We start from the raw sequence: 17075 nt of genomic DNA, 5'->3' as shown, positions 1-17075 counted from the left end.
GTCCCCGCTGCGAGAGGTCAACGCATGCTCCTGCCGGTCAAGCATGGTGACCGGTCGATTTTTAGACTCGGACGCTGGAGTGTGGCGACAAGTACAACAGATCGATTCAGGAGGATCAATGAAAACTTCGCTGTTCCGGTGTTCGACGATTGCGTCCGCGTGCACGCTCACGGTGCTGCTCGCGTCGTGCGGCGGCGACGACATTCACGCAGGCCCGGCCGACCCCGATGCCGCAGCCGACCAGCGTGCAGCCGCGCTCGTCGCGCAACTGACGACCGACGAGAAGCTGCAGCTCGTACACGGCACGGGCATGCCCGCGCTCGACATGGGCGGCCCGTTTCCGGCCGACGCGCTGAACGGCGCGAGCTACATCCCGGGCGTGCCGCGGCTCGGCATTCCGGCCGTCAGCAGTGCCGATTCGGCAGGCGGCGTGAACGTGAAGAACGCGCGCGTGACCGCGCTGCCCTCGCCGGTCGCGCTCGCGGCGACGTGGGACCCGGCGCTGGCCGGCACCTACGGCACGCGCATCGCGCTCGAGTTGCGCGCGCTCGGCTTCGCGGAAGGGCTCGGCGGCGGCGTGAATCTCGCGCGCGAGCCGCGCAACGGCCGCACGTTCGAATACATGGGCGAGGATCCGGTGCTGGCAGGCACGCTGAGCGCCGCGCGCACGCAGGCGACACAGGCGCAGAAGGTGATCGCGACGATCAAGCATTTCGCGTTCAACGACCAGGAAACCAACCGGATGACGATCGATTCGGTCGTCGACGAGCGAACCATGCGCGAGGCCGAACTGCTCGCGTTCGAGATCGGCGTGAAGGACGGCCAGCCGGGCAACGTGATGTGCTCGTACAACAAGCTGAACGGCGTGTATGCGTGCGAGAACCCGTATCTGCTGACCACGGTGCTGAAGAACGAATGGGGCTTCAAGGGCGTCGTGCAGTCGGACTGGGGTGCGACGCATTCGACGGTCGCGGCCGTGCAGGCGGGGCTCGACGAGGAGGAGCCGGGCGCGGCGGACGACAACAACGCGCCGCTCGGCTCGTTCTTCAACACGAAGCTGCGTGCCGCGCTGCAGGCGGGCAGCGTGTCGGCCGCGCGGCTGAACGACATGGTGCAGCGCAAGCTGCGCACGCTGATCCGCATCGGCGTGATGGACGCGCCGCCGAAACCGGGCGGCGCGATCGACGAAGCGGCCGGCAACGCCGATGCGCTCGCGATCGCGCGGCAATCCGCGGTACTGCTGAAGAACGCGGCCGTGCCGGGCGATGCGCAGCCGGTGCTGCCGCTGGTGGCCGGCGCGCTGAAGTCGGTCGTCGTGATCGGCGGGCATGCGGACGCGGGCGTGCTGTCGGGCGGCGGCTCGGGCGCGGTGCCGGCGATCGACGGCAATGCGGTGACGACCTGCCAGCAACCGGCCGACATGCTGTTCGGCGGCTGTGCGACCTGGTACAAGTCCGCGCCGCTTGCGGCGATTCGCGCGAAGGCGCCGAACGCGTCGGTCAGCTATCTCGACGGGACCGACGCGAATGCCGCGGCGAGCGCGGCCGCGCAGGCCGATGTCGCGATCGTGTTCGCGACGCAGTGGCAGACGGAAGGGCTCGACCTCGCGAGCCTGTCGCTGCCTGATGCGAAGGCCGATCCGTACAACCAGCGGTACGACCAGAACGCGCTCATCGCGGCCGTCGCGGCGAAGGCGAAGCGCGTGATCGTCGTGCTCGAGAACGGCAGCCCCGTGCTGATGCCGTGGCTCGCGAACGTGCATGGTGTGCTCGAAGCGTGGTATCCGGGCGCGCAGGGCGGTCAGGCGATCGCCGACCTGTTGTTCGGCGATGCAAACCCGTCGGGCCGGCTGCCGCTGACGTTCCCGAAGCAGGAGGCCGACCTGCCGCAGCCGGCGATCGATCCGGCGCGCACGCAGACCGTCTATGCGGAAGGGCTCGCGTACGGCTATCGCTGGTTCGACGCGAAGGCGATCGAGCCGTTGTTCCCGTTCGGCTACGGGCTGTCGTACACGACGTATGGTTTGTCGGCGATGTCCGCGCAGGCCGATGCAGCGGGCAACGTGACGGTCGGCGTGACGGTGAAGAATACGGGCGCGCGGGCCGGGGCGCAGACGGTGCAGATCTACGCGGCGCTGCCTGCGTCGCTCGGCGAGCCGCCGAAGCGGCTCGTCGGCTGGACCAAGGTTGCGCTGCAGCCGGGCGAGGCGCGTACCGTCAGCGTCGCGGTGCCGGCGCAGCGCTTCGCGGTCTGGGATGCGAATGTGCATGCGTGGCGGATCGCGGCGGGCAGCTACGGGCTGTCGGTGGCCGCTTCGTCGCGCGATCCGCAGGCGTTGTCGCAGACGGTGACGCTCGCTGCGCACTGACCCTGACGCGGCCGTATGGCTTGCGGCGAGGCCGATCGTGGTCTCGCCGCAAGCCGGTGGGCGTGATGATGCTACGCGGTGCCGCGCCGGAACGGATCGTGTTCGCGCAATTCGTCGACGTACGCGTGGATATGGTCGGTCTCGCGTTCGAGAAAGCGCGCGACGGCGTCCGAGAATGCCGGGTGCGCGAGCCAGTGCGCGGAGTGCGTGACGGTCGGCAGGAAGCCGCGCGCGAGCTTGTGTTCGCCCTGCGCGCCGCCTTCGAACGTGTCGAGCCCGGCCTCGATGCAGAATTCGAGCAACTGGTAATAGGCCGTTTCGAAATGCAGGCACGGCACCTGTTCGACCGCACCCCAGTAGCGGCCGTACAGCGTGCCGCCGCCGTGTTCGCCGCGCCGGTAGACGGCGAGCGCACTCGCGATCGGCTGGCCGCCGGCTTCCGCGATCACGAGCAGTAGGTTCTCGGGCATCGTCGCGCCGATCGTGCGGAAGAAATCGAGGTTCAGGTACGGGCTCGAATAGTGTTCGCGATAGGTCTGCCGGTAGCAGCGCGAGAAGAAGCGCCAGTGGGCGTCGGTGATCTGGTCGCCGGTCAGCCGGCGGAACGTCACGCCCGCGTCGTGCACCTTGCGCCGCTCCGCGCGGATGTTCTTGCGCTTCTTCTGCTCGAGCGTGCCGAGGAAATCGTCGAAGTGACGGTAGCCGTCGTTGATCCAGTGGAACTGCACGCCTTCACGCAGCATCATCCCCATCGATTCGAGCAGCGCCGCTTCGTCGCCGGTCGGGAACAGCACGTGCAGCGACGACACGTCGCTCTGCTCGGCGAACGCGAGCAGCGTGGCCGCGAGCCGGCGGCGCGCGTCGTCGTCGGCCGCGAGCAGGCGCGTGCCCTGCACCGGCGTGAACGGCACCGCGCACAGCAGCTTCGGGTAGTAGGGCAGGTCGTTGCGCTGGTACGCGTCAGCCCAGGCCCAGTCGAACACGTATTCGCCGTACGAATGCTGCTTTGCGTAGACGGGTGCGGCAGCCGCGAGGCGGCCGGTGCGCTCGTCGGTCAGCGTGACGAAGTGCGGCGACCAGCCGGTATCGTCGACCGCGCAGCGCGCGATGTGCAGTGCGTCGAGGAATTCGTGGCGCAGGAAGGGCGTCGGCTGCGCGTCGCGGGCGAGCAGCGCGTTCCATTCGTCGGCCGGCACCTCCGCGGGGGACGACAGGATGCCCGTGCGATAATCGATGCGTTCGTGTTTCAAGCGTGAATCCGTACTGTTCTGTGTCACCGGATGCGACGGCCTGCGCGGCCCGCACCGGGACGATTTCGTCAGCCGTTCAGGGCGCGCCGCCAGGCTGCGCCGATCCCGCCATGAAGACCCGACTCGCTCTCGCCCAGATCAACGTCACCGTCGGCGATTTCGCCGGCAACGTCGCGCGGATCGTCGCGGCCGCGCGCGCCGCGCACAACGATGGTGCGCAGCTGATGGTCGCACCCGAACTCGCGCTGTCCGGCTATCCGCCGGAAGACCTGCTGCTGCGGCCCGCGTTCTATGCGGCGGCGGCCTCGGCACTCGACGCGCTCGCCGATGCGCTGAAGGCGTTCGACGGGCTCGCGGTGCTGGTCGGCCATCCGCTGCGCGGCGCGGGCGACGGCGCGCACGCGTCAGCCGTCGATGGTAATGCAAACCGCCCGATCGAGCGCGGCGTACCGCCCGTCGATACCTACAACGCGGTATCGCTGATCGTCGGTGGCAAGATCGTCGGCACCTACCGCAAGCAGGATCTCCCCAACGCCGAGGTCTTCGACGAGAAGCGCTATTTTGCGACGGACGCCGAGCCGCTCGTGTTCGAGCTGAACGGCGTGAAATACGGCGTGATCATCTGCGAGGACGCGTGGCACGCATCGGCCGCGCAGATCGCGAAGGCGGCCGGCGCGCAGGTGCTGCTGATCCCGAACGGCTCGCCGTACCACATGAACAAGGACGCGGTGCGCATCGACATCCTGCGCGCGCGGATTCGCGAAACCGCGCTGCCGATGGTGTACGTGAACCTCGTCGGCGGCCAGGACGAGCTCGTATTCGACGGCGGCTCGTTCGTGCTCGACGCGCAGGGCGCGCTCGTCGCGAAGATGCCGCAGTTCGACGAAGGGCACGCGATCGTCGAATTCGACGGCGCGCGGCCGCTGCCGGGTGCGATCGCGCCCGAGCTGTCGACGGACGCGCAGGTGTACCGCGCGCTCGTGACGGGCGTGCGCGACTACATCGGCAAGAACGGCTTTCCGGGCGTGCTGATCGGGCTGTCGGGCGGCGTCGATTCGGCGCTGGTGCTGGCCGTCGCATGCGATGCGCTCGGGCCCGAGCGCGTGCGCGCGGTGATGATGCCGTCGCGCTTCACGGCCGACATCTCGACCACCGACGCGGCGGAAATGGCGCGGCGCGTCGGCGTGCGCTACGACGAGATCGCGATCGCACCGATGTTCGATGCCTTCCGCGCATCGCTCGCGGGCGAGTTCGCGGGCCGCGCGGAAGACGCGACGGAGGAGAACATCCAGGCGCGCATCCGCGGCACGTTGCTGATGGCGCTGTCGAACAAGTTCGGCTCGATCGTGCTGACGACCGGCAACAAGAGCGAGATGGCGGTCGGCTACTGCACGCTGTACGGCGACATGGCCGGCGGGTTCGCGGTGATCAAGGATCTCGCGAAGACGCTCGTGTACCGGCTTTGCCGCTATCGCAACGAAACGGCCGACTACCCGCTGTGCGACGTGATTCCCGAGCGGATCCTGACCCGCGCGCCGTCGGCCGAGCTGCGCGAGAACCAGACCGACCAGGACAGCCTGCCGCCGTACGACGTGCTCGACGCGATCATGCGGATGTACATGGAAGAGGACCGGCCGCTCGCCGAGATCGTCGCGGCCGGTTATGCGCAGGCCGACGTCGAACGCGTGACGCGGCTCATCAAGATCAACGAATACAAGCGCCGCCAGGCGCCGATCGGCATTCGCGTCACGCATCGCGCTTTCGGGCGCGACTGGCGCTACCCGATCACGTCACGTTTTACCGAACGTCTCGATTGAGCCGTGCTGGGCCGCATGCGGCTCGCAGGCTTACAATCGGGGTCGCGATTTTTCATCCAAACGAGCATTGGGGGACAACCACCATGAAACGCATCACTGCCATCATCAAGCCGTTCAAGCTGGACGAAGTCCGCGAAGCGCTCGCCGAAGTGGGTCTCACGGGCCTGACCGTGACGGAAGTGAAGGGCTTCGGCCGCCAGAAGGGCCATACCGAGCTGTATCGTGGCGCCGAATACGTCGTCGACTTCCTGCCGAAGATGAAGATCGAGGTGGTCGTCGCGGAAGCGCAGGTCGACCAGGTGATCGACGCGGTGATCGGCGCGGCGCGCACCGGCAAGATCGGTGACGGCAAGATCTTCGTGTCGGACGTCGAGCGCGTGATCCGCATCCGCACCGGCGAAGAGAACGAAGCGGCCGTCTGAGCGCCGTATTCGTCGATGGGCCCTAGGGCCACCAATAAAAAACGGTGCGATACCCGGTTGGGTACCGCACCGATACGCGCCTCTCGCAGCAGCGTGGAAAACGTCGTTGAATCGATTCTTTGAGAACGGCGCCTGATCAGAACAGGTGCTGGATACCCGCGTAGACGCCGGTCTGGCTGCCGCCCGGATTCGGGTTGCCCGTCGACACGGCCGTACCGGCGCCGTTCGCGTTCAGGCCGAAGTTGGCGTTCTTGCTGTTGCGCACCGTCGCGACCTGCAGGTCGAACAGCGTGCGCTTCGAGATGTTGTACGAGCCGCCGACCGTGTAGATGTTCGCGTTGCCGCCGCCGTGGTTCGCGTTCACGTGATACACGGCCGCGATCAGCGCCGCTGCCGGCGTTGCCTGCCACGTCACGCCGCCCCAGACCTGCTGGGTGCCCGTCACGCCGGCGTTCACTGCCGGGCCGCCGCTACCGTCCGCGCGCGATGCCTGGTAGGCCGCTTGCACCTTGAACTGGCCGAGGAACACGTTCACGCCCGCGAAGTATTCACGCGAGTAGTTGAACACGTCCGAGAAGCGGCCGTTGCTGTCGCGCGTTTCGTCGTAGATGCCGCGCAACTGGAACAGCGAATTCGTATAGGTGACCTGTGCGCCGGCTGCACGGCCCGGTTGGCCGGCCGTCGTGTTGCCGTTGAAGCTGGTCGAGTTCGAGAACGAGAACTGGCCGTAGAAGTCGAGGCCGTAGAACTGCGGCGACTGGTACGACACGTTGTTGCTGGTCTTGTTCCAGTTGCGGCCGCGCACCAGCGATGCCGTCGACCAGGCCGACTGGCCGAACGGGTCGAAGTCCCACACGCCGTTGGCGATCGCGAGCTCGCGACCCAACAGCAGCGTACCGTAGCGGTCGTTGGAGATGCCGACCGTCGCATAACGATCCCAGATCGAGCCGCTGAAGCCGCCCGTCATCGTGTTGAACGCGCCTTCGAGGTGGAACAGGACCTTGTTGCCGCCGCCGATGTCCTCGGTGCCCTTCAAGCCCCAGAGGCTCGTGCCCCAGTCGCCGCTTTCCGCGCGCACTTGGTGGCCGTTTTGCAGGCCGTTCATGTACTCGATGCCCGCATCCAGGCGGCCATACAGCGTGACGCTGCTCTGCGCGTGCGCCGTCACCACCCCAGCAGCCATCAGCGCGGCCGCGACCAAAGCTTTCTTCATCATCTCCTCCATACCCTGTCAAAAAGTCAACCCAGACTGCACGAGATGCCCGGAGCGCGAGCGCCGGGCAAAAGCGGGATAACCAGGGAGACCTCGTGCAGGGCCGGTAAGCGCAGCACGCGGGCAAGCGGACGGAAAACCGTTGAGCGGTCCCGCGCAGCCGGGTCGGCCTGCGGGGTCTCCTTGTAGTGTCGTGAAGCTAAACTACATTTCACGAACTTCGTTTTGCTACTTTGGTTACTAATTTAGCAAAAATACAATTTTGTGGCGATGGAAATCGTTGTTTGACTAACACCTGTCGTCAAATTGCCATGCAACACGGTGCGCAACAGGTGGGGCAAGGGTTTGCAATTAACGGAAAACCCTTGTCCCGCAAGGGAGACACGAATTTCGCAAACAGGGGTCAAGGATTGCCACTATTGACGTTGCGTGGCGTGCGGGCGTAAGCGCCAAATGCGAGAATTGGTAAGTATTTCGTAATGTCTGGGCGGCTGCCGGACGTCGCCGGCAGCTGCCTGTAGCGCCTACCCGGCAACGCGCAGCGCGGTGTGCCAACGTGTGCCGGTCAGGCGGTGGCCGGCTTCGCGTCGAGCAACTGCGCGCGGATCCAGCGATGCGCATCGGTGCGCGCATGCTTCGCGTGCGAGTAGACCTTCACGGTGTAGCGGGGGATCTCGAACGGCGCGGGAAAGATGCGAATCGGCGTCGCGTGCCGCAGCGCCTGCGCGGCGCGGTTCGGCAGGGTCATCAGGAGTGCAGATTCGGCGATCACGAACGGCGCGGCCAGCACGCTCGGCAACTGCACGGCGACCTGCCGCGCGAGGCCGAGCCGGTCGAGCACGTGGTCGACGACGCCGCGCGACTCGTTCCACGGCGTGACGACCACGTGGCGCGCCGCCAGGTACTGGTCGAGCGTCAGCCGCCGGTGGATGTCCGGATGCGTGGCGCTCGCGATCACGACGTAGTCGTCGGAGAACCAGTCGAAGTCCTCGATGCCCGGCGCGTCGGCCGCCGATTCCTCGTGATAGCCGAGCGCGAAATCGATGCGGCCGGCCGCGAGTTCGTCGACCGAGATCTTCCGATCGGAATGCACGACGCGGATCCGCAACTGTGGCGCGACATGCTGGATACGCGCGAGAAATGCCGGCAGCACCGCGAACGCCGTGTAGTCGGTCGCCGCGAACACGAACGTGCGGTCGCTTTGCTCGGGATCGAAGCGGCGCGCGCGGGCGAGCCCCTTCGACATCGCATCGAGCGCGTCGCCGGCCCAGGTGGCGATGTCGTCGGCGCGCACGGTCGGCTGCATCTCGTTGCCGAGGCGCACGAACAGCGCATCGCCGATCGCGTCGCGCAGCCGCGCGAGTGCGTGGCTCAGGGCGGACGGGCTCAACGCGAGCTCGTGCGCGGCCGCGGCGACGGACCGGTGGCGGTACAGCGCGTCGAACACGAGCAGCAGGTTCAGGTCGAGGCGGCGCAGATCGGGATGCATCATGTTCATGTCTGGATGAAGAAACTGCACTTCCTGCAGGAGCAGCATGAACGTAGCATGACGATCTGATTGGCGCCAGCGCGGGTGCGCGGCGCCGCTTTCCGTTTCAAGTCCGGGCCGTAGGAGGGCTCAAATCGTGCAAATCGACATCCGTTCCGCCACCGTCGCCGACGTGCCGCAGATCCTGCGTTTCATTACCGAGCTGGCCATCTACGAGAAGGCGGAACACGAAGTGATCGCGACGCCCGCGTCGCTCGAGCGCAGCCTGTTCGGCGAAGGCTCGCCGGCGCGCGCGCTGATCTGCGAGGTCGACGGCGAGCCGGCCGGCTTCGCCGTGTACTTCTTCTCGTATTCGACGTGGCTCGCCCGGCAGGGGCTGTATCTCGAGGATCTGTATGTATCGCCGCGTTTTCGCGGCGCGGGCGCCGGGCTGCGGCTCTTGAAGGCGCTCGCGCGGATCGCGGTGGAGTCGGGCTGCGGGCGTTTCGAGTGGAGCGTGCTGGACTGGAACGAGCCGGCGATCCGCTTCTACGAGAGCGTCGGTGCGGCGCCGCAGAGCGAATGGGTGCGTTACCGGCTCGCGGGCGACGAGTTGCACGCGTTCGCCGACGCCGCACCGGTCGACGCCGCATAACGCCGCGTCAATGCAAAACGGGCGCCGCGCGGCGAACCGCGGGGCGCCCGTTCACGCGTCGCGACGCGTGGCGTGCTGCATGCGATGTTACTTGAGGCTGCCCGACAGGAACCCGCGCAGGCGCTCGCTCTTCGGGTTCGCGAACACCTCGGACGGCACGCCTTCTTCCTCGACGCGGCCCTGGTGCAGGAACATCACGTGGTTCGACACGTTGCGGGCAAAGCCCATCTCGTGCGTGACGACGATCATCGTGCGGCCTTCCTCGGCCAGCTTCTGCATCACCTTCAGCACTTCGCCCACCAGCTCCGGGTCGAGCGCGGAAGTCGGCTCGTCGAACAGCATCACGTCCGGATGCATCGCCAGCGCGCGTGCAATGGCCACGCGTTGCTGCTGGCCGCCCGACAGGTGCGACGGATACTGCTTCTCGACGCGCGGCGCGAGGCCGACTTTCTCGAGATACGTGCGCGCACGTTCCTCGGCTTCCTTCTTCGGGATGCCGAGCACGTTCACGGGCGCTTCCATCACGTTCTCGATCACGTTCATGTGCGACCAGAGGTTGAAGTGCTGGAACACCATCGACAGCTTGGTGCGCACGCGCTGCAGCTGCTTCGGATCGGCCGCGCGCAGCGCGCCGGTCTTGTCCTTCGTGGTGCGCACTTCCTCGCCGTCGACGACGATGCGGCCCGCATTCGGCTGCTCGAGGAAGTTGATGCAGCGGAGCATCGTGCTCTTGCCGGAACCCGACGAGCCGATCACGCTGATCACGTCGCCCGAGTTCGCCTTCAGCGACACGCCCTTGAGCACCTCGTTGTCGCCGTACCGCTTGTGCAGATCGTCGACGAAAAGCTTCTGAGTCTGGGAATTCATCAATAGTCCTGCGAAAACTTACTTGCCTTGCGGGCGCAGATACGCGAGCCAGCGGCGCTCGGCCTGGCGGAACAGCCAGACGAGCGTGAACGAGATCACGAGATAGAGCAGGGCGGCAATGCCGAACGCATGGAACGACATGTAGGTCGCCGAGTTCACGTCGCGGGCGATCTTCAGGATGTCCGGCACGGTCGCCGTGAACGCGACGGTGGTCGCGTGCAGCATCAGGATCACTTCGTTGCTGTACAGCGGCAGCGCGCGGCGCAGCGCCGACGGCAGGATCACGCGGCGGTACATCGTGAAGGAGGACATCCCGTACGCGCGCGCGGCTTCGATCTCGCCGTAGGAGGTCGCCTTGATCGCGCCTGCGAAGATCTCGGTGGTGTACGCGCAGGTGTTCAGCGTGAACGCGAGCAGCGTGCAGTGCATCCCGTCGCGGAAGAACGCGTCGAGCATCGGCGTGCCGCGCACGACCTGCAGGCTGTAGAGGCCCGTGTAGCAGAGCAGCAGCTGCACGTAGAGCGGCGTGCCGCGGAACACGTACGTATAGAGCCACACGGCGCCCGACAGCCACTTCTTCTTCGACACGCGCGCGACCGCGAGCGGCACCGACAGGCAGAAGCCGAGGCCGATCGACACGACCAGCAGCCACAGCGTGATCGCGACACCGGTGATGCGGTAGCCGTCGGTGAAGAGATAGTTGCGCCAGTATTCTTGGATGAGGTCGATCATAGGTCAGCCTTGCGGACGCCGGTCGAGTAGCGCTTTTCGAGCCACATCAGCACGAAGTTCGAGATCGTCGTGATCGCGAGGTAGACGGCCCCCGCGATCAGCGTGAAGAAGAAGAACCGCAGCGTGCCCTTGCCGGCGTCCTGCGACGCCTTCACGACGTCGGCCAGGCCAATGATCGACACGAGCGCGGTCGACTTCACGAGCACCTGCCAGTTGTTGCCGATCCCCGGCAGCGCGAAGCGCATCATCTGCGGGAACATGACCCGCGTGAACACCTGCCAGTTCGTCATCCCGTACGCGCTGCCGGCTTCGAGCTGGCCGCGCGGCACCGACAGGAACGCGCCGCGGAACGTCTCGGTGAAATACGCGCCGTAGATGAAGCCGAGCACGAGCACGCCGGCGAGGAACGGGTCGATGTCGATCTGGTCCCAGCCGAGCGCGTCGGTCGCCATGTTCAGCCAGATCTGCAGGCTGTAGAACAGCAGCAGCATCAGCACGAGGTCGGGCACGCCGCGGATCAGCGTCGTGTAGACGGTGCCGACACCGCTCGTGAAGCGGTTGCGCGACAGCTTCGCGCCCGCGCCGAGCAGGCCCAGCAGGAACGACAGCGCAAGCGACAGCACCGCCAGTTTGACGGTTTGCCAGGTGCCAGCGAGGATCAGCGGGCCGTAACCTTGTAGAAACATATGTGGTCCCTGGTGTGGTCCTTTAGGGCGCACGCGGTGCGCCGCGAAAGACGCGCCCGCCAAGCTGCGCGGAACGCCCCGTACGTATCATGACCGTCCGCCCCGGCGTCGGTGCCGGGCCCGCCCGTCGCGCGAGCGGCGGGCAAGGGGGCGGGCGGCGCGTGGTTGACTGTCTGTACTGCGCGGATACGGGGCCGCCCCCGCATCCGTTGTCTCTTCTTTTCGTTGCTCAGCGGGCCGAAGCCGAATAGACGCTGAACGCGAAATACTTGTGCGACAGCCGGTCGTACGTGCCGTCCTTGTGCATGTCGGCCAGCGCCTTGTTGATCTTGAGCTTCAGGTCCGTATCTTCCTTGCGCAGGCCGATCGCGGTGCCGTCGCCGATCGTCTTCGGATCCTTCACTTCCGGTCCGGCAAACGCGAAACCCTTGCCGCGCGGCGTGCGCAGGAAGCCGTAGTCGGCCTGCAACTCGTCCTGCAGCGTCGCGTCGAGGCGGCCCGAGCCGAGATCGGCGTAGACCTGGTCCTGGTTCTGGTAAGGAATGATCGTCACGCCCTGCGGCTCCCAGTAGGTCTTCGCGTAGGTTTCCTGCGTCGAGCCCTGCTCGACGCCCACGCGCTTGCCCTTCAGCGAGGCGATCGTCGGCAGCAGCGGCGAGCCGGTCTTCGCGATCATCCGCGCCGGCGCGTCATAGACCTTGTCGGAGAAGTCGATCTGTTCGCGGCGCTTGTCCGTGACGGTCAGCGACGACACGATGACGTCGTACTTCTTCGCCTTCAGCGCCGGGATGACTCCGTCGAGATCCTGCGCCACCCACACGCATTTCACGTTGATCCGCTTGCAGATTTCCTTGGTGAGATCGACGTCGAAACCGACGATCTCGCCGCTCGGCGCGGTCGACTCGAACGGCGGGTAGCTGGCGTCGACGCCGATCCGCACGGTCTTCCACTCCTTCGCGAAGGCGCTGCCCGCCATGAGGGCGAGGGCGGCGCACAGGGCGGCCTTCTTCATTTCCATCCTTCTGTTGCTGACTTTTCGGGAGCGCTCGCGGCCGGTCGAACCGGGCGCCGCGGCGTATTCTAGACGGCCAAAATTCGCCGATCGGCGCTCTGGCGATGGCGACCGCCGGAACGGCGAACGCCAAAAGGGCGGTATTTTACCCGAACGCGATACCCGCAAACCGGCAATCCGGGCCGACCGGTCGATTCTTCGACGCATTGATCCGGCTGTTGCGACAATCATTGTATTTGCAATGGACATTGCATTGATTGCATTCGCAGGTGCAACGATGCGGTGCGCAGGCGGCGGATTGTGGCGCGATTGGCACACTCATACAGTGGCGGCATGCCACAACAACGCATCTCACGGAGTGTCCGTCCCATGTTCCAGATTCGCCGCGCCGCCGATCGCGACCAGCGTAGCCAAGGCTGGCACGAATTCCATCACAGCTTTCCTTGTGGGGCCGGTCGGGGCGGTTCGCCGGTCTTCGGCGCGTTGCGTGAGCTGAACGAGGAATGCATCGCGCCGACCCGCGGCTACGGGATGCGGCCGTACCGGGACGCGGAAATCGTCACCTACGTGCTCGACGGCGCGCTCGCGCATCGCGACAGCCTCGGCAACGGCGCGATCGTCCGCGCGGGCGGCGTGCAGCGCATGAGCGCCGGCTCCGGCGTGATGCTGAGCGAAACCAATGCATCGTGTGACGAGCCGTTGCACCTGCTGCGGATCTGGCTTGCGCCAGCCAGGGCGGGCGGCCGGCCCGGCTACGTGCAGACGCGCTTCGCCGACGACGAGAAACGCGGCCGGCTGCGGCTCGTCGCGGCGCCGGATGGTGGCGACGGCGCGCTGCCGATGTGTGCGGACGCACGCATCTTTACGGGGCTGATCGACGGCGACGAGGCGACGGCGTTCGACGTACCGGCCGGACGCCGCGCCTATGTGCATGTGGTGCGCGGCGACGTCGAGGTGAACGGTCGCGCGCTGGCCGCGGGCGACGGCGCGCGGATCGGCGGCGTGGACGCGGTGGCGTTCGCGCGCGGCCGGGCGGCCGAGGTGCTGCTGTTCGACGTCGCCTGAAACGCAAAAAAGGGGACGCGGGCCGGTGCCCGCGTCCCCTTCGATGCCGCTCCGCGGAGCGGCCCGCAGGCTTACTGCGCCGGCGCCGACGCGGCCTTGGCCGCACGATGCTGCTCCCAGCGCTCCTTCATCTTGTCGTGGCGCTGCTCCATCTTCGCGAACTGCTGCTTGAGCGCCGTGCTGACCGTGGTCTTCTGCTGGTCGTTCAGCCCGTTGTAGAACGCGAGCCATGCGGCGGACGTCTGCTCGCGCAGCTGCGCGTTCTGCTGCTCGGCCTGCTGGCGGGCGGTGTGCATCGCGTTCAGGTCGAGAATCGGCTGGTTCTGCTGCGCCTTGAACTGCTCGCGCATCTGCTCGTGGCTCTTGCGCATCGCATCACGGTTCTGCTTCATCGTGTTGATGGCCGTCTGCCATTGCTGTTCCTGCGACGCGTTGAGCTTCAGCTGGTCGTGCAGTTTCATGATCACGCCGAACGGGCCGCCGTCGTGCCCGCCGTGCATCTGGTGGGCGCCGGGGCCGCCCGGAGGCGGCATGTCGTTGGGCTGCGCGGCGTGTGCGGTGCCGAATGCGAGAGCGAGCACGGTGGCGGCCGCGATGGCCACGCGGGAAGTCTTTTTATACATTTCAGAAACTCCTTGTATCCAATGGGTCCGGCGATGCGGTACCGGGCAAGCCGTGTACCGCATCCGGTAAGACGCAGGTTAGCGATGCGGGCCCCGGCTGGTGTTACGTGGGGCGGTGGCCGGGTTACCGCGCATTACAGTTCCCTTGCGCCGTAACCCGCAGTAACCCTTTCGTCCCTTTGTTTCGTTCTTTGACTCCGCCCTCGCGCGCTAAACTTCGAGCCATGACTACCCAGATCCTCATCGTCGACGACGACCAAGAACTCCGAGACCTGCTGCGCGACTACCTCGTGCGCCAGGGGATGGAAGTGTCCGTGCTGCACGACGCGGCCACGCTCGAGAAGCGCCTTGAGCGCGAGCGGCCCGACCTGATCGTGCTGGACCTGATGATGCCGGGCGTCGACGGCCTGACCGCGCTGCGCCAGCTGCGCGCGGCCGGCGACGACATCCCCGTGATCATGCTGACCGCGCGTGCGGACGACGTCGACCGCATCGTCGGGCTCGAGCTCGGCGCGGACGACTATCTCGGCAAGCCGTTCAACCCGCGCGAGCTGCTCGCGCGCGTGCAGGCCGTGCTGCGCCGCCGCCGCGCGACGCCGTCGGCGGCGGCGCCCGAACAGCGCGAGCCGTTCGCGTTCGGCCGCTTCGTGCTCGACTTCCAGGCGCGCACGCTGTCGGTCGACGGCAAGCCGGCCACGCTGTCGAGCAGCGAATTCGCGCTGCTGAAGATCTTCGTGAACCATGCGCTGCGCACGCTCACGCGCGAGCGGCTGCTCGAGCTGCTGCACGGGCCCGAGTACGACGGCACCGACCGCGGCATCGACGTCCAGGTATGGCGCCTGCGCCGCATCCTCGAAACGGATCCGTCGACGCCGCGCTTCATCCAGACGGTCCGCGGGCGCGGCTATGTGTTCGTGCCCGACGGCGAGGCCCATGCGCAAACCCATTGATTCACTGTTCGGGCGGCTGGCGCTGCTCGTCATCGGTGTCCTGCTCCTGTCGCACTTCGCGTGGTTTTTCGCGATGCGGCTCGAGCGCAGCCAGATGCAGACGCGCTACGCGGTCGAAGAGGCCGCGTTCCTGGTCGACGCGGTGCGCCAGCACGTCGAGCGCACGCCCGACCAGCCGTTGCCGTCGCGTGTGCGGCTCGTGACACCGGGCAGCGCCGACGTGCCGAATGGCGATCCGTCGAGCCTGCCGGCGGCGCTCAAGCGGTTCCGCGACGACGTGAGCGAGCGGATGCCGCCCGGCACGCGCGTCGAGATCGGCGCGCCCGGCCATCCGCCCGTGCTGTGGGTGAAGGAGCCGACCGACCGCAACTGGATCGTGGTGCCGGTGCAGCCGCTGCGGCCGCCGCGCTCGCTCGACCGGATGCTGCTGTGGCTCGGCACGATCTTCTCGGCCGGCGTGATCGCCGCGCTGTTCGCGGCGTGGCAACTGCAGCAGCCGCTGCGGTCGCTCGCACGTGCGGTTGCGCGCTTCGGCCGCGGCCAGCCGGTGCCGCCGCTGCGCGAGCGCGGCCCGCGCGAGCTGCGCCAGCTCACGCATGGCTTCAACCAGATGGTGGAGCAGGTGTCGCAGGCCGAGAGCGACCGGGCAGTGATGCTGGCCGGCGTGGCGCACGACCTGCGCACGCCGCTTGCGCGGATGCGGCTGCGGGCGGAAATGATGGACGACGTCCGGTTACGCGACGGGGTGGTGCGCGACGTCGATTCGATGTCGCATATCGTCGATCAATTCCTGGTGTTTGCACACGGCGGCTCCGATCGCAGCGAACCGGTGCCGGTCGATCAGGCGTGCGAGCGGATCGCGCGCAGCTACCGTGCGGTCGCGCCGAACGCGCCGACGGTCCAGACCCGGCTCGACGCCGATCCGGGCTTCCGGTTACCGACGGCGACGCTCGACCGGATCCTGTCGAACCTGCTGGACAACGCGCATGCGTACGGTGCGCCGCCCGTGCTGGTGGAGACGGCGCGCACGCCGGCCAGCTACGTGCTGTCGGTCAGCGACAGCGGCGGCGGGATCGCGCCGCGCGACCTCGCGGCGGCGACGCGGCCGTTCGTGCGGCTCGACCCCGCGCGCGGCGGGAACGGCCACAGCGGACTCGGGCTCGCGATCGTCGAGCGGCTCGTACTCAGGCTGGGTGGGGCGTGCGACATCGGCAACCGCCCCGAAGGCGGCCTGCGCGTCTCGATGACATTCCCGTTCGAGGTCGTGCCGAAGGACGAGCCCCACGCACAGGCCGCATAAGCGGCTGCGGCGCCAACCCGGCCGGGCTGGCGCCGCGCGGCATCATTCGAACAGCGTGCCGAGCGTTTCGGCCGCGTTGCTGTCGATGGTGTTGTAGGTCACGGTGGTGGCCTCGAAGATATAGACGGTCGTGTACCGGCCGAGGCGCTCCAGGATTTCCTCCTGCAGCGATTCAGGCACGACGTTCATGTTCAGGTACCACGCCGTCGACGACAGCCGCGTCTGGAACGACCCGTACTCCTGCATCAGTTCGTAGAACGCGTCGGCATCCTGATCGCGGCAGACGATCACCAAGTTTCCTGCCATTCCCTTTCCTCCCGCTCGTCGATCGATCCCCAGGGCCTGTTGACAGAAGGAACGCGCATGCGTTGCCATCAGAACGGCCGCCACCGACCCCAAGGGCCAGCCCCGATCATACCCGCATAGTCGTATCCGGCTGGTGACGCTGGACAGGGTTTGTGCGCGCGTGCGGCTGGCGGGTTCCCGGCCGGGCCGGATCACGGCATAATTCGGGCCTGCATGCCGGCCGAAGGACTGCGGCCGGGCTGCTCGAACCGCGCATCCGCCATCCGCCCGCGCGCCAGGCACGATCCGTGCGCCGCCTGCGCCGTTCCCGGACGGTTGTACCTGAAATACAGGTTGGTGTA

At 67.1% G+C, this 17075-nt stretch carries 16 protein-coding genes; 7 read left to right on the top strand and 9 right to left on the bottom strand.

The genetic code is table 11. The annotated features are described in order from the left end of the window. Positions 1-118: 118 nt before the first annotated feature. Positions 119-2368: a glycoside hydrolase family 3 C-terminal domain-containing protein gene (locus tag QZM67_RS29960; RefSeq protein ID WP_301808867.1), complete on the top strand. Its 2250-nt coding sequence runs from the start codon at positions 119-121 to the stop codon at positions 2366-2368. Positions 2369-2439: 71 nt separating this feature from the next. Here QZM67_RS29960 and QZM67_RS29955 read toward each other — a convergent pair whose 3' ends face one another. Next, positions 2440-3618 carry a GNAT family N-acetyltransferase gene (locus tag QZM67_RS29955; protein ID WP_301808864.1) on the bottom strand — a complete coding sequence of 393 codons (1179 nt, stop codon included), beginning with the start codon at positions 3616-3618 and terminating at the stop codon, positions 2440-2442. A 110-nt stretch (positions 3619-3728) separates the two neighbouring features. Here QZM67_RS29955 and QZM67_RS29950 point away from each other — a divergent pair, with 110 nt between their 5' ends. Both QZM67_RS29950 and QZM67_RS29945 read left to right on the top strand, forming a co-directional pair. After that, positions 3729-5435: an NAD+ synthase gene (locus tag QZM67_RS29950; protein WP_301808861.1), complete on the top strand. Its 1707-nt coding sequence runs from the start codon at positions 3729-3731 to the stop codon at positions 5433-5435. Positions 5436-5518: 83 nt separating this feature from the next. Next, positions 5519-5857, top strand: coding sequence for a P-II family nitrogen regulator (locus tag QZM67_RS29945; protein ID WP_006398637.1), 339 nt, complete (start codon positions 5519-5521; stop codon positions 5855-5857). Positions 5858-5993: 136 nt separating this feature from the next. Here QZM67_RS29945 and QZM67_RS29940 read toward each other — a convergent pair whose 3' ends face one another. Further along, positions 5994-7073: a porin gene (locus QZM67_RS29940; RefSeq protein ID WP_011352857.1), complete on the bottom strand. Its 1080-nt coding sequence runs from the start codon at positions 7071-7073 to the stop codon at positions 5994-5996. Between the two features lie 562 nt (positions 7074-7635). After that, positions 7636-8562: a LysR family transcriptional regulator gene (locus tag QZM67_RS29935; protein ID WP_301808973.1), complete on the bottom strand. Its 927-nt coding sequence runs from the start codon at positions 8560-8562 to the stop codon at positions 7636-7638. 133 nt (positions 8563-8695) lie between these two features. On the opposite strand from QZM67_RS29935, the gene QZM67_RS29930 reads away from it, so the two are divergent. Beyond that, entirely contained in the window at positions 8696-9193 is a 498-nt protein-coding gene (locus QZM67_RS29930) for a GNAT family N-acetyltransferase (RefSeq protein ID WP_301808855.1), read from the top strand. Positions 9194-9280: 87 nt separating this feature from the next. Here QZM67_RS29930 and QZM67_RS29925 read toward each other — a convergent pair whose 3' ends face one another. The 4 genes from QZM67_RS29925 to QZM67_RS29910 form a co-directional block, all read right to left on the bottom strand. Next, positions 9281-10060, bottom strand: coding sequence for an ABC transporter ATP-binding protein (locus QZM67_RS29925; RefSeq protein WP_043189742.1), 780 nt, complete (start codon positions 10058-10060; stop codon positions 9281-9283). Positions 10061-10078: 18 nt separating this feature from the next. Then, positions 10079-10792, bottom strand: coding sequence for an ABC transporter permease (locus QZM67_RS29920; protein ID WP_043189740.1), 714 nt, complete (start codon positions 10790-10792; stop codon positions 10079-10081). Continuing rightward, positions 10789-11478: an ABC transporter permease gene (locus tag QZM67_RS29915; protein ID WP_175022455.1), complete on the bottom strand. Its 690-nt coding sequence runs from the start codon at positions 11476-11478 to the stop codon at positions 10789-10791. The genes QZM67_RS29920 and QZM67_RS29915 overlap by 4 nt, the downstream gene beginning before the upstream one ends. Positions 11479-11707: 229 nt before the next feature. Next, positions 11708-12490, bottom strand: coding sequence for an ABC transporter substrate-binding protein (locus QZM67_RS29910; protein WP_043189736.1), 783 nt, complete (start codon positions 12488-12490; stop codon positions 11708-11710). Positions 12491-12859: 369 nt separating this feature from the next. Here QZM67_RS29910 and QZM67_RS29905 point away from each other — a divergent pair, with 369 nt between their 5' ends. After that, complete coding sequence (locus tag QZM67_RS29905) at positions 12860-13555, top strand: pirin family protein (RefSeq protein ID WP_301808852.1); 696 nt, start codon at positions 12860-12862, stop codon at positions 13553-13555. Between the two features lie 71 nt (positions 13556-13626). Here QZM67_RS29905 and QZM67_RS29900 read toward each other — a convergent pair whose 3' ends face one another. Continuing rightward, positions 13627-14178 carry a periplasmic heavy metal sensor gene (locus QZM67_RS29900; protein ID WP_301808851.1) on the bottom strand — a complete coding sequence of 184 codons (552 nt, stop codon included), beginning with the start codon at positions 14176-14178 and terminating at the stop codon, positions 13627-13629. 224 nt (positions 14179-14402) lie between these two features. Here QZM67_RS29900 and QZM67_RS29895 point away from each other — a divergent pair, with 224 nt between their 5' ends. Together QZM67_RS29895 and QZM67_RS29890 are read left to right on the top strand one after the other, a co-directional pair. Beyond that, positions 14403-15128, top strand: coding sequence for a response regulator (locus tag QZM67_RS29895; RefSeq protein WP_009693256.1), 726 nt, complete (start codon positions 14403-14405; stop codon positions 15126-15128). Further along, entirely contained in the window at positions 15112-16428 is a 1317-nt protein-coding gene (locus QZM67_RS29890) for an ATP-binding protein (RefSeq protein ID WP_301808849.1), read from the top strand. Before QZM67_RS29895 ends, QZM67_RS29890 begins: the two co-directional genes overlap by 17 nt. Positions 16429-16470: 42 nt before the next feature. On the opposite strand, the gene QZM67_RS29885 is transcribed toward QZM67_RS29890, so the two are convergent. Beyond that, complete coding sequence (locus tag QZM67_RS29885; protein ID WP_011352846.1) at positions 16471-16734, bottom strand: hypothetical protein; 264 nt, start codon at positions 16732-16734, stop codon at positions 16471-16473. Positions 16735-17075: the final 341 nt, after the last annotated feature.

The organism is Burkholderia sp. AU45251 (assembly GCF_030482905.1).
Lineage (GTDB): Bacteria > Pseudomonadota > Gammaproteobacteria > Burkholderiales > Burkholderiaceae > Burkholderia > Burkholderia aenigmatica.
This window is presented reverse-complemented; position numbering and strand designations above follow the sequence as displayed.